At 56.0% G+C, this 19,487-nt stretch carries 19 protein-coding genes; 8 read left to right on the forward strand and 11 right to left on the reverse strand.

Features of this window, described 5'->3' with window-relative positions:
• Nucleotides 1-16: 16 nt before the first annotated feature.
• From prs to lolB, 3 genes are all read right to left on the reverse strand, one after another.
• Nucleotides 17-964: a ribose-phosphate diphosphokinase gene (gene prs, locus C1N64_RS11320; RefSeq protein WP_006118899.1), complete on the reverse strand. Its 948-nt coding sequence runs from the start codon at nt 962-964 to the stop codon at nt 17-19.
• A 136-nt stretch (nt 965-1,100) separates the two neighbouring features.
• Entirely contained in the window at nt 1,101-1,958 is an 858-nt protein-coding gene (ispE, locus tag C1N64_RS11325; protein ID WP_324028501.1) for a 4-(cytidine 5'-diphospho)-2-C-methyl-D-erythritol kinase, read from the reverse strand.
• Nucleotides 1,955-2,581 carry a lipoprotein insertase outer membrane protein LolB gene (lolB, locus tag C1N64_RS11330; RefSeq protein WP_006118901.1) on the reverse strand — a complete coding sequence of 209 codons (627 nt, stop codon included), beginning with the start codon at nt 2,579-2,581 and terminating at the stop codon, nt 1,955-1,957. Before lolB ends, ispE begins: the two co-directional genes overlap by 4 nt.
• Before the next feature lie 216 nt (nt 2,582-2,797).
• Here lolB and hemA point away from each other — a divergent pair, with 216 nt between their 5' ends.
• Genes hemA through kdsA form a run of 6 tightly spaced genes read left to right on the forward strand, consistent with a single transcriptional unit; the run spans nt 2,798 to nt 8,136 of the window.
• Nucleotides 2,798-4,054 carry a glutamyl-tRNA reductase gene (gene hemA / locus C1N64_RS11335; RefSeq protein WP_033741057.1) on the forward strand — a complete coding sequence of 419 codons (1,257 nt, stop codon included), beginning with the start codon at nt 2,798-2,800 and terminating at the stop codon, nt 4,052-4,054.
• Between the two features lie 42 nt (nt 4,055-4,096).
• Nucleotides 4,097-5,179, forward strand: coding sequence for a peptide chain release factor 1 (gene prfA / locus C1N64_RS11340; RefSeq protein ID WP_006118903.1), 1,083 nt, complete (start codon nt 4,097-4,099; stop codon nt 5,177-5,179).
• The gene (gene prmC / locus C1N64_RS11345) at nt 5,179-6,021 is read left to right on the forward strand and encodes a peptide chain release factor N(5)-glutamine methyltransferase (RefSeq protein WP_394514814.1); all 843 of its coding nucleotides are present in this window, start codon (nt 5,179-5,181) and stop codon (nt 6,019-6,021) included. Before prfA ends, prmC begins: the two co-directional genes overlap by 1 nt.
• Nucleotides 6,022-6,051: 30 nt before the next feature.
• Nucleotides 6,052-6,450 (forward strand): SirB2 family protein, encoded by a 399-nt coding sequence (locus C1N64_RS11350; protein WP_039340706.1) that lies wholly within the window; start codon nt 6,052-6,054, stop codon nt 6,448-6,450.
• On the forward strand, nt 6,447-7,256 hold the full coding sequence (gene sirB1 / locus C1N64_RS11355) for an invasion regulator SirB1 (protein WP_033741062.1): 810 nt from the start codon (nt 6,447-6,449) through the stop codon (nt 7,254-7,256). Before C1N64_RS11350 ends, sirB1 begins: the two co-directional genes overlap by 4 nt.
• A gap of 25 nt (nt 7,257-7,281) precedes the next feature.
• A complete protein-coding gene (gene kdsA, locus C1N64_RS11360; protein WP_394514815.1) occupies nt 7,282-8,136 on the forward strand; it encodes a 3-deoxy-8-phosphooctulonate synthase in 855 nt (284 codons plus the stop codon).
• Between the two features lie 63 nt (nt 8,137-8,199).
• Here kdsA and chaA read toward each other — a convergent pair whose 3' ends face one another.
• Nucleotides 8,200-9,291: a sodium-potassium/proton antiporter ChaA gene (chaA, locus tag C1N64_RS11365; RefSeq protein WP_006118908.1), complete on the reverse strand. Its 1,092-nt coding sequence runs from the start codon at nt 9,289-9,291 to the stop codon at nt 8,200-8,202.
• A gap of 365 nt (nt 9,292-9,656) precedes the next feature.
• Between chaA and chaB the strand changes: the two genes are divergently transcribed.
• Complete coding sequence (gene chaB, locus C1N64_RS11370) at nt 9,657-9,887, forward strand: putative cation transport regulator ChaB (RefSeq protein ID WP_006118909.1); 231 nt, start codon at nt 9,657-9,659, stop codon at nt 9,885-9,887.
• Nucleotides 9,888-10,314: 427 nt separating this feature from the next.
• On the forward strand, nt 10,315-10,989 hold the full coding sequence (locus C1N64_RS11375) for a gamma-glutamylcyclotransferase (RefSeq protein WP_162835475.1): 675 nt from the start codon (nt 10,315-10,317) through the stop codon (nt 10,987-10,989).
• A 29-nt stretch (nt 10,990-11,018) separates the two neighbouring features.
• Here the strand turns inward: C1N64_RS11375 and C1N64_RS11380 are convergent, their stop codons facing one another.
• The 7 genes from C1N64_RS11380 to icmH are packed head-to-tail and all read right to left on the reverse strand — an operon-like array spanning nt 11,019 to nt 19,397.
• Nucleotides 11,019-12,425: a serine/threonine protein kinase gene (locus tag C1N64_RS11380; protein WP_375092620.1), complete on the reverse strand. Its 1,407-nt coding sequence runs from the start codon at nt 12,423-12,425 to the stop codon at nt 11,019-11,021.
• Between the two features lie 44 nt (nt 12,426-12,469).
• Nucleotides 12,470-13,411: a hypothetical protein gene (locus tag C1N64_RS11385; protein WP_033741071.1), complete on the reverse strand. Its 942-nt coding sequence runs from the start codon at nt 13,409-13,411 to the stop codon at nt 12,470-12,472.
• A 10-nt stretch (nt 13,412-13,421) separates the two neighbouring features.
• Nucleotides 13,422-14,201: a PP2C family protein-serine/threonine phosphatase gene (locus C1N64_RS11390; RefSeq protein WP_006118913.1), complete on the reverse strand. Its 780-nt coding sequence runs from the start codon at nt 14,199-14,201 to the stop codon at nt 13,422-13,424.
• The gene (gene tagH, locus C1N64_RS11395) at nt 14,198-15,325 is read right to left on the reverse strand and encodes a type VI secretion system-associated FHA domain protein TagH (RefSeq protein ID WP_033741076.1); all 1,128 of its coding nucleotides are present in this window, start codon (nt 15,323-15,325) and stop codon (nt 14,198-14,200) included. The genes C1N64_RS11390 and tagH overlap by 4 nt, the downstream gene beginning before the upstream one ends.
• A 34-nt stretch (nt 15,326-15,359) precedes the next feature.
• Nucleotides 15,360-16,058, reverse strand: a complete 699-nt coding sequence (gene tagF, locus C1N64_RS11400) for a type VI secretion system-associated protein TagF (RefSeq protein ID WP_006118915.1) — start codon at nt 16,056-16,058, stop codon at nt 15,360-15,362.
• Between the two features lie 13 nt (nt 16,059-16,071).
• Entirely contained in the window at nt 16,072-18,180 is a 2,109-nt protein-coding gene (tssM, locus tag C1N64_RS11405) for a type VI secretion system membrane subunit TssM (protein WP_033741079.1), read from the reverse strand.
• Nucleotides 18,180-19,397 (reverse strand): type IVB secretion system protein IcmH/DotU, encoded by a 1,218-nt coding sequence (icmH, locus tag C1N64_RS11410; RefSeq protein WP_033741082.1) that lies wholly within the window; start codon nt 19,395-19,397, stop codon nt 18,180-18,182. The genes tssM and icmH overlap by 1 nt, the downstream gene beginning before the upstream one ends.
• Between the last annotated feature and the right edge of the window lie 90 nt (nt 19,398-19,487).

Here is a 19,487-nt window from a genome sequence, read left to right on the forward strand (position 1 = left end):
GTCCGGCCTGCGAAGATTAGTGTTCGAACATTGCCGAAATGGACTCTTCGTTACTGATGCGGCGAATGGCTTCTGCCAGCATGCCTGACAGCGTCAGGGTACGGACGTTTGGCAGCGACTTCATCTCTTCGGATAACGGAATGGTGTCACACACGATAACCTGATCGATGACAGATTTACGTAAGTTTTCCACCGCGTTACCGGAGAAGATAGGGTGCGTCGCGTACGCGAAGACGCGCTTGGCACCGCGCTCTTTCAGCGCTTCCGCGGCTTTGCACAGTGTGCCGCCGGTGTCGATCATGTCATCGACCAGCACACAGTCACGGCCCGCTACGTCACCAATGATATGCATGACCTGAGAAACGTTCGCACGCGGGCGACGTTTGTCAATGATGGCCATATCGGTGTCGTTCAGCAGTTTCGCAATAGCACGGGCACGAACCACGCCGCCAATGTCAGGCGAAACAACAATCGGGTTTTCCAGGCCAATCTGTAACATATCCTCCAGCAGAATGGGACTGCCGAAGACGTTATCAACCGGGACGTCGAAGAAGCCCTGGATCTGCTCAGCGTGCAGGTCAACCGTTAAAACACGGTCAACGCCGACGCTGGAAAGAAAGTCAGCCACGACTTTGGCGGTAATAGGCACACGCGCAGAACGCACGCGGCGGTCCTGACGGGCATAACCAAAGTAGGGGATAACAGCGGTAATACGACCAGCTGAAGCACGACGCAGCGCGTCGACCATCACGACCAGTTCCATCAAATTATCATTGGTGGGAGCACAGGTGGACTGGATGATGAAAATATCACCACCGCGTACATTTTCATTAATTTGTACGCTTACTTCGCCATCACTGAAACGACCGACAGCGGCGTCGCCCAGGCTGGTGTAAAGGCGGTTGGCAATACGTTGTGCTAGTTCCGGGGTGGCGTTACCAGCAAAAAGCTTCATATCAGGCACGAGAAGAACCTCAGGCTTTGCGTCCAGAGAATGAACGTCATGACAGTAACCGGCGAATACTGTCGTGATCGTTCACACGGGTATGTGAGTGCGAAACGTGCTGTATCTGGAACAGGGTGACACAGTCACGCTATCGCTAATCGCCTTGCAGAGTGCGCTGTAACGGCGAGACGTTAACGCCTCGGGCTACAAAACCGCGCACCCATGACGGGGCAAGTTCCAGCACCTGGCGAGCAGCGTACTCGGTGTCAAATTCAGCAAACACACAAGCACCTGTCCCTGTCAGGCGCGACGGCGCGTATTCTAGCAGCCATGAAACAAGCTCATCAACCTCACGAAAACGTTTTCTTACTACTGATTCGCAATCGTTAAGAAAGGGGGCCTGTAAAAGTGCTGATAAAGTGCGCACGGGCGTGTCACGGGGAAGTGCCGGATCGTTAAAGACCACTGGCGTGGCCACGCTGACGCCGGGATGGGCAACAAGATACCATTTTTCGGCAGGCGATGCGGGAGAAAGCACCTCGCCGACCCCTTCGGCGAAGGCGGCGTGCCCTTTTACGAACACCGGGACATCCGCACCCAGTTTCACGCCCATCTGTGCCAGTTCCGTCGGCGTAAAACCGGTTTGCCAGAGATGATTAAGCGCCACCAGAACCGTAGCGGCGTCAGAAGAACCGCCACCCAGTCCACCACCCATTGGCAAACGCTTTTCAATGGCGATCCGCGCACCCGCCTGCGCCGGCAGCGTTCCCTTCTCGCGGGCAGCCGCCTTAAGCATGTCGGCGGCACGCACGATCAGGTTTTCAGCATCCGGCACGCCGGACACGGGCGTGAGAAGGGTAATGGCATCGCTCTGATCGGGAACAATCTCCAGACTGTCGCCATAATCCAGAAACTGAAACAGGGTTTGCAGGTTATGGTAACCGTCCGCCCGGCGCCCGGTGATGTACAAAAAAAGGTTCAGTTTTGCCGGAGCAGGCCAGGTGGTGATCATTTCAGCGTCCAGCTATCCATACGTAACTTGATGCGCTGATCGCCTTCTTTCAGCTCCAGGCTGGCGGGCAGCGCAGGGGTGACGTTGCTGTCGTAGCCGGCGATGGTCACCTGCCAGGTCTGGCCATCATGCTGATAGTTCAGGCTGCGCAACTGATACTGATCGTTAAGCTGGTAGTCGGTCGCATCGCCCGGCAGGCCCATCATCCACTGGCGCAGGTTGGTCAGCGGAATATCCATGCCGGTCAGCTGCGAGATCATCTTCTGCGCATCGTTGCTGACATAGCGTTTGCCCTGGCTATCCACGATCTGCACCACAGAACCCTGCGCATCAAGCTGCAGTTCTGTGCTGCCTAACGGGTTGGTTAACAGCAGACGATAACGGTCAGGTGCGGTCTGCTGCCAGTTGAAGCGGGCATAGACTTTTTGTTTGTCCGACAGATAGGCGAACGCGCCGCGCGTCTGGTACTGCGTCACTTTACTGACCGCTTGCTGATGATGTTGCCATTGGGGTGCAGTGGCGCTCGGGCCGGGACCTTGTGGTTTATTGATGCTACAGGCAGCCAGCAGAACAGCACCGGCCAGGGGTAAAAGGCGCAACAGATTGCGTGGGGAAGTAAGCATCAAGTGGTCATCTCCTCGGACTCATTTTTCATTGGTAACAGGTAACGCTAACCATCCGCATTTTAACCGTCAATGCTGTTATACGGCAAAATCGCTATGATCGGCTTAATCTTATTACAGTCATAGCCTTTGTATGGCTTTTCTTGATCTGCTGCATCTTGTAGAATGCGCTTCACAAAACCCTGACATTATTGGGACAACCCAACCTAAATCGCCATGACGCTGCTCGCTCTCGGAATCAATCACAAAACTGCACCCATTGCTCTGCGCGAACGCGTTGCGTTCGGGCCGGAGTCGCTGGAACAGGCCTTAGACAGCCTGTTATCCCAGCCCATGGTGCAGAGTGGCGTCGTGCTCTCCACCTGTAACCGAACCGAACTCTACCTGAGTGTAGAGCAACAGGTCGATCTGCAGGAACGTCTGGTGCGCTGGCTGTGTGACTATCACCAGCTTGATGAAGAGGATGTACGTAACAGCCTCTACTGGCATCAGGACAATGAGGCCGTCAGTCATCTTATGCGCGTCGCCAGCGGGCTGGATTCGCTGGTGCTGGGCGAGCCGCAGATTTTAGGTCAGGTGAAAAAAGCCTTTGCCGATTCGCAGCGCGGTCATGCACTGAGCAGTGAACTGGAACGTATGTTCCAGAAAACCTTCTCGGTTGCCAAGCGCGTGCGTACGGAAACGGAGATCGGCGCGAACGCCGTTTCCGTTGCCTTTGCCGCCTGTACGCTGGCGCGGCAGATCTTTGAGTCCCTCTCCACCGTCAACGTGTTACTGGTTGGCGCGGGGGAAACCATCGAGCTGGTGGCGCGTCATCTGAGCGAACATCAGGTCAAAAAACTGATTATTGCCAACCGTACCCGCGAACGCGCGGACGCTCTGGCGAAAGAAGTGGGCGCGGAAGTGATTGGCCTTGCGGACATCGACGCGCGCCTGGCCGATGCCGACATCGTCATTACTTCCACCTCCAGTCCCTTGCCCATCATTGGTAAAGGCATGATGGAACGGGCGCTCAAAGCGCGCCGTAACCAGCCAATGCTGCTGGTGGATATTGCGGTGCCGCGCGACGTAGAGCCGGAAGTGGGCAAGTTAGCGAATGCCTATCTCTACAGCGTTGACGATCTGCAGGCCATCATTGAGCAGAACCTTGCCCAGCGCAAAGCCGCTGCGGTGCAGGCCGAAAGTATCGTGGTGCAGGAATGCAGCGATTTCATGGCCTGGCTGCGTTCCCAGGGCGCGGTCAACTCTATTCGTGAATACCGTGCTCAGGCGGATGATATCCGCGCTGAACTGGAAGGCCGTGCGCTGCAGGCGCTGCAGCAGGGTGCCGATCCGCAAAAAGTGATGCAGGAACTGGCCCACAAGCTGACCAACCGTTTGATTCATGCACCGACCAAATCTCTTCAGCAGGCCGCGCGCGACGGCGACAGCGAACGCCTGCAGATTTTACGCGACAGCCTGGGTCTCGATTAGGCACACTGCTGTCGTCTTCTGTTACGGGAATCCCACAGTTAAATGAAAACCTCTATTGTTGCGAAACTGGAAGCGCTGCAGGAGCGCCACGAAGAAGTGGAAGCGATGCTGGGCGATGCAGGCGTCATTGCCGATCAGGAACGCTTTCGTGCTTTGTCGCGTGAATATGCTCAGTTGACCGATGTCACGCGCTGCTTCCGCGACTGGCAGCAGAACCAGGATGATATCGAGACGGCTAAAATGTTACTCGACGATCCTGAAATGCGCGATATGGCGCAGGAAGAGCTGCAGGCGGCGCGTGAGAAAACCGACGCGCTGGAGCAACAGTTGCAGCTGTTACTGTTGCCGAAAGATCCGGACGATGAGCGCGACTGTTTTGTCGAAGTCCGTGCCGGTACCGGCGGCGACGAAGCGGCCATTTTTGCAGGTGACCTGTTCCGTATGTACAGCCGTTACGCCGAGTCACGTCGCTGGCGGGTGGAAATCGTCAGCGCTAACGACGGTGAGCACGGTGGCTATAAAGAGGTGATTGCCCGTATTATGGGTGACGGTGCCTATGGCCGACTGAAATTTGAATCCGGCGGCCATCGCGTACAACGCGTACCCGAGACGGAATCCCAGGGCCGTATTCATACCTCTGCCTGTACGGTGGCGGTGATGCCTGAACTGCCGGAAGCGGAGCTGCCCGAGATCAACCCGTCAGATTTAAAAATCGATACTTTCCGCTCCTCCGGTGCCGGTGGGCAGCACGTTAACACCACCGACTCCGCGATCCGTATTACCCACTTGCCGACCGGTATTGTGGTGGAATGTCAGGATGAACGCTCTCAGCACAAGAACAAGGCAAAAGCCTTATCGGTGTTGGGCGCGCGTATCCATGCGGCCGAAATGGCAAAACGTCACGAAGCTGAAGCCAGCACCCGCCGTAACCTGCTGGGCAGCGGTGACCGTTCCGATCGTATCCGCACCTATAACTTCCCGCAGGGCCGTGTGACCGACCACCGCATCAACCTGACGCTTTATCGTCTGGATGAAACCATGGAAGGTAAACTGGACAGCCTGATCGAACCCATCGTTCAGGAATACCAGGCTGACCAACTGGCGGCGCTGGCCGGTCAGGATTAATGGATATTCGCCATTGGCTCAAACAGGCGGTTGCCACGCTGTGTGGGGGCGACAGCCCGAAGCGTGATGCGGAAATCCTGCTGGGTTATGTCACAGGCAAACCCCGCAGCTGGCTGGTGGCTTTTGATGAAACCCTGCTCAGTGACGCGCAGTTACAACAGTTGACGGCGTTGCTGGCACGGCGCGCCCGGGGAGAACCGATCGCCCATTTAGTTGGCGAGCGCGAATTCTGGTCGCTCCCGCTGAGGGTTAGCGACGCCACACTTATCCCGCGGCCGGATACCGAGATCCTGGTTGAACAGGCGCTGGCCCGATTGCCTGCCGCACCTGCGCGCGTGCTGGATCTCGGCACGGGCACCGGTGCCATTGCCCTGGCGATTGCCAGCGAACGGCCCGATTGCACCGTGGTCGGCGTTGATCGTGTCCCTGCTGCCGTTGCGCTGGCGCAGGATAACGCTGCGCATCTGGCGATAGCTAACGCGACGTTTGTGCACAGCCACTGGTTTGCACAGCTCACCCCGACCCGATTTGATCTTATCGTGAGTAATCCGCCTTACATTGATGCCAGCGATCACCATCTGGAGGAGGGCGATGTGCGTTTTGAACCGCGCAGCGCACTGGTGGCAGATGAGGGGGGCATGGCCGATCTCCGGTGGCTGATCGCACAGTCACCCGCCTGGTTACAGCCGGGTGGCTGGCTGCTACTGGAACATGGCTGGCAGCAGGATGAGGCGGTGCGTCAACTGATGTGCCAGCACCACTATCAGGCGGTGGACACGGTGAAGGATTACGGTGGCAATCCCCGGGTCACATTTGGGCAGACCGCGCCGATACCGGTATAGTGCCGCAACGTAAAATCACAGGGATGAATGATGTTTACTTATTACCCACTGCTAAAAAATCTGCATCTGCTGACCGTGGCGATCACGGTTTCGCTGTTTCTGCTGCGCTTCTACTGGCAGCGCGTTGGCGCAGCCATACTGCAACGCCGCTGGGTCCGCATCCTTCCACATGTCAACGACACGTTGCTGCTGCTGAGCGGCGCAGCGCTGGTAATGCTGACCCACTTCTATCCGTTTTCACCTCAGGGAAGCTGGCTGACGGAGAAGCTGTTAGGCGTTATTATCTATATTGCCCTTGGGTCCGTGGCGCTGAGCCGCCGCCCTCGTTCTGATCGCACCCGCTGGATGGCCTTTGTGGTCGCCTTAATCGCGCTGGTGACGATCATTAAGCTGGCACTGAGTAAAATGCCGTTATTGGGGATAGTATGAGCTCCACCGAACAACTCGATTACAGTGAAACACCGCTCTGTGAGGCGGTGATGGGTGCAACCAAAGCCATTCGCACCGATTTTCCGACCCTGTCGGTCGAACAACAGTTAGCGGCGTTAGTGGCTGAAGCCCGGGATTACGTCAGCGACCAACAGGATGCGGATTTAAAGCTCGAAAAGCTGCTGGAGCTGTTTTACAAGCAGTGGAAATTTGGCGGTGCCAGCGGCGTGTATAATCTGTCTGATGCACTCTGGCTGGATAAAGTGCTGAAAACCCGTCAGGGAACCGCCGTGTCACTGGGCGTGATTCTGCTGCATATTGCGGCGGAACTGGAACTGCCCCTGATGCCGGTGATTTTCCCGACGCAGTTGATTCTGCGCGCCGACTGGCTGGATGGCGACAAGTGGCTGATTAATCCGTTCAACGGGGAAACCCTGGATACGCACACGCTCGAAGTATGGCTGAAAGGCAATATCAGCCCGCTGGCGCGTCTGTATGATGACGATCTCGACGAAGCCAAAACCGTCAGCGTAATGCGCAAAATGCTGGATACGCTGAAAGCGGCGCTGATGGAAGAGAAGCAGATGGAGCTGGCCCTGAACGTCAGCCAGGTGTTGTTGCGCATTGACCCGGACGATCCCTATGAAATTCGCGATCGGGGATTAATCTATGCACAGCTTGAGTGCGATCATATCGCGTTAACGGACTTAACCTACTTCGTTGAACAGTGTCCTGAGGATCCGGTCAGCGAAATGATTAAAGTCCAGATTCACGCAATCGAACAAAAACGCGTGACGCTGCATTAAGCGTCACCCCAGATAAGGAAAGGGCATGACACAGAAAGTTGTCAGTATTGGTGATATCAGGGTCGCAAACGATCTGCCATTTGTTCTCTTCGGCGGCATGAACGTGCTGGAATCCTACGACCTCGCGATGCGCATCTGCGAGCACTATGTAAACGTGACCGACAAACTCGGCATTCCTTACGTTTTCAAAGCGTCTTTTGACAAAGCCAACCGCTCCTCCATCCACTCTTACCGTGGCCCCGGCCTGGAAGAGGGCATGAAGATTTTCCAGGCCCTGAAGCAGGCCTTTGGCGTGAAAATCATTACCGATGTGCACGAAGCGGCGCAGGCTCAGCCTGTGGCGGATGTTGTTGATGTGATTCAGCTGCCGGCCTTCCTGGCGCGTCAGACCGACCTGGTTGAGGCGATGGCGAAAACGGGCGCGGTGATTAACGTCAAGAAGCCCCAGTTTGTCAGCCCCGGCCAGATGGGCAACATCGTGGACAAGTTTGCCGAAGGCGGAAACGACAAGGTTATTCTTTGCGACCGCGGCAGTAACTTTGGCTACGACAACCTGGTAGTGGATATGCTGGGTTTCAACGTCATGAAAAAGGTGACGAATAACTCGCCGGTGATTTTCGACGTGACGCACGCGCTGCAAACGCGCGATCCGTTCGGTGCCGCATCAGGCGGACGCCGTGCTCAGGTGGCCGAACTGGCGCGTGCCGGTATGGCGGTGGGCATTGCGGGCCTGTTTATTGAAGCCCATCCGGAGCCGGACAACGCCAAATGCGACGGTCCGTCGGCGTTACCGCTGGATAAACTGGAACCGTTACTGGTGCAGATGAAGGCGATTGACGATCTGGTGAAAAGCTTCCCGGAACTGGACACCAGCAAATAAGCCGCAGTGCAGACGAAAAAAGAGCGAATTCTCGCTCTTTTTTTTCGTCTCAGTTTTGTGAGATTACAGCATGATGGTCATCAGATAGCCGACAAATAAGGCCAGGTGCGCGGCACCATTCAGCACATTCGTTCTGCCGGTTGAGAAGCTAATCTGACACAGGATCAGAGAGGCAATCATAATGACCATCTGCGGCGGTTCCAGGCCGAATATCAATTCCTGGCCTGTCAGCGTCGCAATAATAGAGACCGCCGGTACGGTCAGCGAAATCGTGGCCAGCACTGAGCCAAAGAACAGGTTCATCGCGCGCTGTACCTGGTTCATCAGGACGGCCCGGATGGCACCCAGACCTTCCGGTGAGAGGATCAGTAACGCCACCAGGAAGCCGGTGAACTGCTTCGGTGCGTTGAGGTCGGTCAGCAGATGCTCCAGCGGGTTAGCATTCATCTTGGTGACGGCAATCACCGCAATCAGATGCACGATCAGCCAGATGGCGTGCCAGAGGCTACTGTGCGCAGAGGGTTTACCGTGGTGAGGATCGCCATCATCACTGTCATCTTCGTGCTCATAGACAAACAGGCTCTGGTGCGTTTTGGTCTGAATCAACAGGAAAACGCCATACATCGCGGCAGAAATAGCGGCAATCAGTAAACTTTGCGCAGCGGTGAAATTTCCGCCCGGCAAGGCATTCGGAAACACCAGCACCAGGATGGCTAACGGAAAAATAGCGATCAGGTATTGCTTTACCCCGGCCAGATTCACGTATTGCGTCGCAAACTTTCTGCCGCCCAGCAGTAAGGCAAAGCCCACCAGCCCGCCGGTCACGATCATAATGATTGAGTAGAGCGTATCGCGCATCAGCGCAGGCGCCGCATCGCCGGTGGCCATCAGTGCCGAAATCAGGCTGACTTCCAGAATCACGACAGACAGGCTGAGGATCAGGGAACCATAGGGTTCGCCCAGGCGGTGAGCCAGCACATCCGCATGACGCACCACGCTGAACGCGCTGCTGAGAATAGCAACCAGCGCCAGTAAATTAATGCCGACGACGAGCGGGAGTGAGGTTTGTGCACCAAAAAAATAGAGTACACCCAGGGCAATAAGGGGAAGTATCAGTGAAAACTCTTTGTGACGTGTTTTTTCATGTAAAGGCATTCACTCTCCTCGCTGCTGAATAAAAGGGGCAATTCATTTACCCACCCTGACAGGGAAATATATAAGTCAGGCAGTGTAACTTTTCAATCGAACAGCAGGTGAAAATTTACCGCTTTTTACTTTCACACACATTCAGCCTGAAAAGGGGTTTATAAAAATTTATTCCCGCTTTTGTCAGATAAATCAGTCATCAAGTAAATCCTCTTTCGCGATAATCTTCCGCATTATTGCAAAATACATCCCAATAAGGTGATCGTTAATGCCGGAACAGAGAAATAACAAGCGGAGAGGCGCAGAAACCACAGTTTGCATTTTGGCTTATCTGCGCCAGACTTATAAACCATCATGTTAGAGGAGGATAAACGATGCCTTATGCTAAGCGAAGCGACCTGCCAGAAAGCGTTAAGCACGTCCTGCCAGCGCATGCCCAGGATATCTATCAGCAGGCCTTTAACAATGCCTGGTCACAATATAAGGATCCCGATGACCGACGAGGCAATGAATCACGCGAGGAAGTGGCCCATAAAGTGGCCTGGTCAGCGGTGAAACATGACTATGAAAAAGGGGATGACGATAAATGGCATCCCAAAAAATAGTGTGTTGCGTTGTGGGCCTGAACAGCAGGCCCGTTTATATGTCCCGTCCTGCCAGCGTCATGTCCGTTCTCACGCGCATTTCTTCCCTCTGATCGCCCACGTTTCAGGCTTCTTTTCGCGCCCACGTTACGCATGTTTACTTCACGTTGCGCGAGCAGGGGTTATCCTGAATGCCAAAATGCCGTGAAGAAACTCATCAGCCCTTACCGTTTTACGCGCTGTAAAACACTTTTTTTAGGTGTTATAGCTGCCGCTTTTAATAGTTAAATAAAGGCTATTTTTTAGCGGATATTCCCACTCTTACTTGAAACTGATTTTGTTAATAATTAATGTCAGTTTAATGAATACAGCGTAAATTTGTGAATGTTCACGCAACAGAACCGAGGAGTGTCTTACACAGGACGTGGTGAAAGTCGAGGAGGTCGCATTGCTTACCCGGGAATTTTTATTAAAAGCGGATTGTAAAACATCATTTGGTGATATTGAGGAGACATTACTGTGGAGTTGTGAACAGCGCGCGGCGTCGCTGGCGGCAACCCTGGCATGTCGGCCCGATCACAGCCCGGTATGGATCTTCGGCTACGGTTCTCTGATGTGGAACCCGGTATTTGAAGCCGATGAAGTGGCATCGGCCTCGCTGCACGGCTGGCACCGAGCCTTTTGCTTACGCCTCACAGCCGGGCGCGGCACGGCTTCCCATCCGGGGCGCATGCTGGCGCTGAAAGAGGGCGGCATCACGCAGGGACTGGCATTTCGCCTGCCGGAATCACGGCTGCACGACGAACTGGCATTACTGTGGAAGCGTGAAATGATCACCGGCTGCTATTTGCCGACCTGGTGTGAGCTGGTGCTGGACGATCAACGCCGCGTGACGGCGCTGGTTTTTATTATGGATCCGCGTCATCCGCTTTATGAACCGGATACCTGTCCTCAGGCGGTTGCGCCCCTGATCGCCGCGGCCAGTGGACCGTTAGGCTCGAACGCCCAGTACCTGTTTTCGCTGGAAGAAGAACTGACTAAGCGCGGGATGCAGGAGGACGATCTGATCCGCCTGGCGCACCAGGTGCGTGAACTGCAGCAGCACTGGCCAAGACAGGCGTAATCCGCGCCCGCCAGGCCAGCAGCATCCGGTCACTGGGTTGGGTTAATCAGCCAGGTGCCCGGTCTGTCAATCACCACGGACTGACTGCGCGTCGTATTCCCGGCATGCACATCAATGCGGTACTGGCCTGCCGCCAGGTTCAGCACGGCAAAACCGTTGCTGCTGGCGTGCAAGGCCACGGGCTGACCGTTCAGGACCACCTGTTCATCACCGGCCAGTTTCAGGTAAACCATCGCAAGGCCCGCGGGCACTGTGCCGGTCGCTGGTGCAGCACTGCGTTTCGCCACCTGTGGCACCGAAGCGGTTTGCGAGTTTTCAACCCACACCACCGCGCCGACGGCAATAACGGCAACGGCGGCCAGCGCCAGAAGCCCCGGTGACGGACGACGCACCGTGCGTCCGATCAGCGGTTCCGCCATCGTCGCCCCGTGATTCATCGCCAGGACCACCGGTGGGACCGTGTCGGCCGCGGCTGCGTCCAGTTGGTTTTGCGCGTCATTGCGCTGTTGCAGACTGTTAACGACCGCCTCCACATCGCTGACCGGTAAGGCAATGAGGGCAGCAAACATGTCGATGCTCTGCGGACGATCGTGCGGTTTCATCAATAGCGCACAGTCAATAGCATGCAGCAGCGGCAGCGAATAGCCTGAAGGCTTACGCACCACCAGCGGTTGATAGTTGTCTTCAATGCAGCGCACCACGCTGACCGGCGGCGGGGAGCCGGTAATCAGCGTGTGCAGTACCGCGCCCAGCGCATAGATATCTGTCCACGGGCCTTGTTCACCTTCGCCTTCTTCGCTGTACTGCTCAATGGGGGCAAAACCCGGTTTCAGCATGATTTCGGTTTCATCAGAGAGATTGCCTATCTCTTTGCGGGCAGAGCCAAAGTCGAGCAGCACCGGCAGTTGATTTTCCTGAATCTGAATATTATCCAGCGAAATATCACGATGCAGATAGCCAGCCTGATGAATGGTATTGATAGCCCCCAGCAAGGGCGGCAGTAAGCGGCGAATCCAGTCTTCGGTGATAGACTCATGGCTGGTTAACTGCCACTCTTTCAACGTCATGCCGTTGTAGTAAAGTGTGCCCATATAGGCGGTGCCGTTTTGTTCCCAGAAGCGCAGGACATGCAACAGGCCCGGATGATTGAAGCGTGCCAGCAGTCGGGCTTCCTGAATAAAGCTGTTCAGACCGGCATTAAACAGCTTCTGAAAACGTTCACCGCGCAATTCCAGCGACATATCCGCCGTCCTGACCGCCAGCGAAACAGGCATGTATTCTTTAATGGCAATGGTGCGTTCAAGTTGATGGTCCCATGCGCGATAGACAATGCCGAAACCGCCGCCGCCAATCACTTCTTTGATTTCGAACTCGTTAAAGCGATATCCGTCAGGCAAGGCATTCGGTACTGCTTTCTGATTGTCATTAGCCGACATAGTGGACTCTCTGAACTGGGCCTGCTTGCCAGGCAACGCGATAATTAATGGATGTTACGCCAGGCACCTGCGCCGGGATCAACCTGATCCGCGCGCAAGGTGTCCACAAGTAACACATTCACTTTCTGTTGTGACGGTAAACTGCCTGCCCACCGGCTACGCAGCGTGTCGAGCCGTGCAGACAGGGCGCTGGCATTCTGCTGCGCAGTGGCTTTATCCGCTCTGACCAGAAGGGTGCCCTCAAAGCGCCACAGATGTTGCGTATCGTCGAAAGGCAGCACCAGCCAGCTGTCAGGCGCATCAGCACGGGTCACAATCATGCGCTGTTTATTGACGCTAACGATTTGCAGGGCGTTACCGGCAATGGCCAGACTGGCGATCGGGTAACCCTGGTAAAACGTGACGGCAAGCGTCTGCGGTTGGCCGTGTCCACTGACGGTAATATCACTGTTGCCTTCGAGCCAGCCTTCCGACGAGCAGCGCAACCGACCGCCTTGCGGGACAAAGATCGACAATCCGTTTTCGTCCCATGCGGTGCGAAAGCGGCAGCCATCAGGTAACGCAAAATGCTGTAACGGGGTGCTGTCTGCTGGCCGCGACGCGACAACCGGAACGTTACTGCTTGTGGCGGCATCAGCGTTCACAATCAGACGCCAGTTCTGCAATTTACTGGCGCTGCCGGAAGCCAGCACGCTGCCCTGGCTGTTGGTCATTTGCCAGGGCAGAACGTCCAGTTCATTGCACTGATTCGCTAACAGTGTCCCGACGCGCGGCAGGAACGATTTAAGGATCTCTGCATTCTGGCTCTTACCCGAGACAATACGCAGTGGCAGTGTCTCCTGGCACCAGTCGTCGGGCGTTTTGCCTTCAACGTTGTCGATATACACTTCCAGTTCGAGGCTGGGTGAGTACACCACGCGATAATTTTCTGCCTGCGCAGTAAAGGCCATCAACAAGGTAGCCAGAGCGGGCAACCACACTTTCATAGCGTTTCTTTCATCCATCACGAGAGGGCAGAAAACGGGTTGAGTCAGCCAGCGAATAAAGCAGCGTGGCCTCCTGCGGTTCGCCGATCCACACGGCCAGCGCACTCAGATTATCTTTCTTTACTTCACGGCTCACGGCATGTTCCATCAACGTCAGCCACTCTTCACAGGCATTCACCATGCGCAAGGTCTGCTCCATTTCCCGGGTGGTCAGATTGAGCCAAAACCCGTCGCTACAGACTAAAAACGCATCGCCGTCTTCCAGCAGTATTTCGTCAGAAAAGCTCACAGGATGGGCAGGTTCTGTGCCGAGCGCATTATAAAGTAAATTACTGTTAATTCCGGTATTTTCATAGCCTGCCTCGCTCAGTTTTTGCACAAGGCTGTGGTCGCGGGTGACCGCATTGAGCACGCCATGCCGAAAGTGGTAAACCCGGCTGTCGCCCGCGTGCGCCCACCATGCGCGCTGTCGGGTGCGGTCGATAAACAGGCCCGCCAGCGTGGTGCACATCGTGGCAAAATTCGGATTATTACCCTGTGCGATTTCAAGCACAGAGCGGCACGTTTCTATCGCCTGCTGTGTGAAGGCGAGAGTAAGGTGCGGACAGGTGTGCAACTGAGTCAGCAGGCTGTCGCATACCAGTTGTGCCGCCTGTTCCCCACCGGGCAGTCCCGCTACGCCGTCGCATACCACGAAGCTGGCCTGATGGGCATCCAGTACCACACCGGTGCGATCTGCATGTTCATCACGCTGACCTTGCTGACTTCGCTGGGCAAACGCGATATTCATGCATCATCCGTACGCGTCTGGGAATCTTTGTACTGATTCACCTCCATGTCGTAAGCATGAAGGAAAGCTTCACCAAACAGCGTATGGAAATCGTCTTCGATTTCACCCGCAGTGCGCTGATAGCGGCGAGTGAAATAGTCCCACAGTGCGGCTTTTTGATAAGGCGTAAACGGGACTTTTGACACGGCACCGTCTGACTTCGCCTGCTCCTCCAGCCCCTGCGGATTAAACGACTGCAACATGGCGGCGATGATGGCGCGGATCCCGGCGATCATGCCCAACTGATGTGCCTGCAGATCCACCAGCGCATCCCGTACCGCCTGTTCAGGCTGCATAAAGCCCGGCATCTGGCTCTGGTACATCTGCATCAATACGGTTTTGCCCGAGGGCAGAATCTTGAACGGGTTATTTGCTTCGTTCAGGATCATCGTCATTTCCGCTTTGACGCCCCGTTTAAGGATAGAGCGCGACGACAGCAATGCCACCGTGCCCTGCGAAAACAGACTTAACATGCGGCCAGTGGTCCGCATCTGTTCTTCGTTAATCACCGTATTGTGGCCGTTGCTTAGTCCCATACCGTCAAGCAGCGCCGCGACCAGGTTGTCGTGATCGTGTGCGGCGGGCGAGGGCGCATATCGGGGCTCACCGGCCTGGGGCTCAATGGCCAGTCTGGCATCGCCCCGGTGGTCGTGGCGTCTGGCGACAGGTTCCTGAGCGACCTCTTCGACTTCAGTAAATTCGGGGATATCCAGCGGATTCGTCTGCGGGCCCGCATGGCTAAAAAACGCCAACGGATCGCTGTTGATGCCCTGTACCGCGGGGTCACGTACGTCGATGGCATAGTCGCCAATGCGCAGAGCATCCCCGTGTTTCAGGCTCACCTGCATCCCCCGGCTGAGCGGCACACCGTTGTGTTCGACCGGTGTCACGCTGCCCTGATTAGTCAGGCGGCACTCCCCGTTACAGGACAGGTGCACCAGCGCCTGCAGACGAGAAATAGAACGGGCTTCATCCGGTAACACCAAATCGTTATCCTGACTGCGGCCGATCGTGCCGCCCGGCGGATGAAACGTGACGGTTTTCACCGGCACATCAGACGTGCATTGAACGATGGTAAATTGCATGAGCTATCCCGTTATGAAGGACAAAGGCAACGTCTCACTCGAACATCGGTGGATAGAGGCCGTTGCGTCCCGGCTGTGCACCTGCTGCCGGATTAAACAGTAATGAGAACAGTTCTGCCGTGAGGGTACCGCTATGCTTGTGTGTCGCATGTACGAAACCGTCACTGCGGTTGCTCCACCAGTAACTTATGTGTTGCTGCGGGTCGAAATGTTCGGCGACGTCCTGCCAGCTCAGCGTGCAGGGCAGGTCCGCGAAACCGATTACATCCATAATATCTGACGGCTGCTGGACCGGGACCATCAGCGGAGCCAGGGCCTGGATGTGCTGATCGAGCTGGTCCGGGCTCAGGCCGTGAGTCACGGCATTCAGCAGCGTGGCCCCCAAATCCTGATACCAGTCTCCCGAGATCGTTAACTGTGCCGGATGCCACTGACTGAGCGGAAAGCTCAGCAAGGCCAGCAGCGGCCAGGCGCGCCCCACACGATCGCATGACGGTAACAGGCAGCCCATCTGTACCTGCTGACGCGTTGGCGTGATCGGTAACACAAAATTCCACACCGGCGCGCGCAGAAAATCGGCGCTCACGGCCGCGTCCTGCTGATGCCAGTGAATGAGGCCCTGCTGAAACCAGTGATTCCACGGCGTGATGACCTGTTCAGTGAGCCGATGATGTATAAAGTCCCCTGTTGAGGGCAGTTTGCCAAACCAGCCAGGGGCCAGAGATACAGACATGTTCACCTCGCCATTATGGATTATGCGTTGTCGGGCGCTGTGCCTTCGCGGGGGCAATCGCCAGTACCGCGCCGCCGCGCCCCGCATTGTTCAAATTATCAGCCAGCTTGCGCATCATCAGCGCATTGTCACGCGCATAAGGTGAAGACTGAATTTGCTGATCGAGTAGCTGGCTTAAGTGCCAGTCAAGCTGCTGCAGATCCCGCGCGCTGACCTTTTCAGGTAACGAACGCTGCAGATTTTGCAGTAGCCAGGCCCGTAGAAATTCCCCATCGTAGTTTCTGGGCTGATACAGCATCTGATAAGCGCGGAGCGCATTACGACTGTATTCATTGTCATCACCGGGATCGTTACGCAGCAGGTTGGTGATCTGCTGAGCGACCCGGGGCAGCAGTAAAGACTTAAGCGCATTTTGATAAAGCGCCCAGGCGGCATCGCTGACCTGATTGCCACGATATAAGCCTGCCCGCATAGTAAGCGGCGGATTATCGAGAGAAAACTGGTCGGACACCGGTAACTTCACCAGGTTATTCAGAAAGGGTAGCAGATCAAAAATATTATCAGCGGGCTGATGTATCACTTGCTGACTTTGTGCAGAAATTGCCGGTACGCGCGCGGTAACCTGCTGCAGATAATGCTGGTTCTGATAGTAGCTGATCAACCACAGTCCGCTCATGATCACCAGCGCCCCGGCCAGCATACCGTAGCCAATCCAGTGCAGGAGCTGATTACGGTATTCCCAGCGACGATTGCTGCCCGCCAGGCCACTTTCTTTAAACACCAGATTGCTCAGCAAATCACGAATAAAAAAGCTCTGGCCTTTATTGCCGGGAATAGGGCTGTTGCGGTTGACCCGATCCCAGGCGGCAATCGAGTGAGCCCCCGCCTGACGCAGTTGCAGTTTGCGGCTCAGCTCGCCCATCACGCGGTCAAAAGGCAAACCTTCCTGTGTACCGCTGGTAAAGAACAGCCCACGAGGATTCCAGGCCACGGTCTCAGAACGCGGGGAAAAAATGCTGTCCAGGTATTCGCTGAGCAGGGGACGCAGCGAAGCAAACTCCTGCGGAAACAGAAAACATTCTGCCCGCTCATTGAGGTCGCGCTCATGGGTCATTTGCCCGGCCAGTTGCTGCTGCAGTTGCTGTTCTAACTGCGTAAACTGCCCCTCGAAGTGAAGATGCCAGTCCTGCTTGTGTGGCTTACCGGCTTCCCAGGGAAACGTGAAGCCCCAGATAGCATCGCGGCGGGCCTTCTCCATGCTGCCGAAATAACTCATAAAGCCTTTCAGCAGGTCGGTTTTGGTCACCATGACATAGACGGGAAAATGAATACCGGTGTGCTGATGCAGTTCGTTCAGCCGTTCGCGCAGGGCGTTCGCCTGTTCGTAACGCGCCTCAGCCGAATCGCTGAGTAAATCCGCGACGCTGATGGTCAGGATGACGCCGTTGATCGGCTGCCGCGCCCGATAGCGCTTCAGCAGATTGATAAAACTCTGCCACTCGCTGGCATCGCGTGCCCGCTGGCTTTCCTGTAACGCATAGCGCCCGGCGGTATCGATCAGCACGGCGCTGTCGGTGAACCACCAGTCGCAGTGCCGGGTACCGCCGACGCCGCGAACGGCCTCGTTGCCGAACGTATCGGTCAGGGGAAATTTCAGGCCGGCATTGAGCAGAGCGGTGGTTTTACCGGCACCCGGCGCACCAATCATCAGATACCAGGGAAGCTGATAGAGGTAATTGGCGTTAATCCGTGCCCACAGGCTGCCCTGGCGTCGGCCAAAATGGGTGCGCTTGAGGCGCATGGCCGCCTCACTAAAGCGCTGGCTGAGCAGCGCCTCAGTGGCCTGCCGTTCCGCCGGATCGTCGCTCTCTGCGACCTGCAACCGGTCAAGCAGGCGACTGTTGAACCAGGCACGGTACAGCGCAGGAATCAGCTGGAAACCAATCCAGAGAAGATAAAGCAGACTGACCACAATCTTGCGGTGTAGCGCGGGTTCAAGCGGGCGGGTTTCATTCCACGCGATAAGCGGTCCCAGCATCCACAGCAGGCAACTCAGTGCCGTGACGCCAATAAAGCTCCACAGCAGCCGATGCGTTAAGAATAAGCGGAAAGAAGCGCGCATCAGGGTGTTCCTTGGTGAGTACTCAGTGTTTCAGGTGCGGCAAACAGCGTAATTTCAACACGGCGATTACGGGTACGGTTCTCGCTGCTGTCGTTGGGCAGCAGCGGATCGCTGTCGCCGCGGCCTTCTGACCGGAGCACGTGTGAATCGGCCAGTTGCACCTGCAGTAACTGGCTAATCGCACGGGCACGGGCGAAAGAGAATTCATAGTTTGAGGCAAACCGACTGCCGTCAACAGGCTGATCGTCGGTAAACACCGACACCAGAATGGTGCCTTTGACGTCTTTCATCGCTGCGGAGACGCGCGCCAGAAGCGCCCGGCCCACCGGATTAATCACCGTGCCCTGTTCGGCAAACAGCTTGTCTGCCGGGATAATCACTTTGCTGCCAAACGCACCGTCGCTGACTTCGAGCTGGCCGGCGGCGATCACGTCATTTAACCGCTGACGTAAGTCGAGCAGCGCCTGTGGCGAAGAAGGGCGACGATTCATCATGATTTGTGGCAACGGCATATTATACAGACTGCGCAGCAGAGGCTCAGCCGCGTTGCCGAGCCGCCAGTTGAGTCCGCTGTAAATCAGGCAGCCGATCAGGGCGACCAGCATGGCACAGGCCCAGAGTGGCACCATCGGACGGGCCAGCGTATTAACCAGCGGATGTACCTGCACCAGCGGCGTGGACTCCGTGGTTTGCTGCGCACGGGTTTCGTCGATCAGCGCTTTTAACCTTGCCCGCAGGCTGTCGCACTGCGCCCGGCCTTTTTCACTGCCCCGGTAACGCCCTTCATAACCCAGCAGCAGGCAGTAATGAATAATTTCCAGCAGCCAAAGGTGCTGCTGAGGGCTTTGTGAAATGCGTGAAAGCAGCTGGAAGAACTTTTCGCCGCCCCAGCTTTCATTATGGAAGGTCACCAGCATGCCGTTGCCGGACCAGACGCCGCGCGTGCCCCATGGCGTTTGCGCGGCGGCTTCATCCAGGGCACTGCACACACAGTACCGTGCACCGATGATCATCTCAAACGGCAGGCCTGCCTGCTTGCAGCGTTGTTCAAACAGGCGGATTTCATCAATCAGAGACTGACGTAAACCTGCCGGGTCATCGTGGGTAGCAGCCTGACGAATTTGCACCACCGCATTCAGCAGAGGCGCGGCCGCTTTAAGTAACAAATTTTCGCGACCAGAGGTCGTCACCTCACGCGGTGAAGATTCCACGCTCATGGCTGTGTGTACTTCCCGCGTTGCGTTGCGCGTCCGGCAGCATGCGCAGGACGGCAGGGGTTAAATTTCATCAGTTCATGATCCAGGTTG

The organism is Pantoea sp. SGAir0215, from assembly GCF_043543215.1.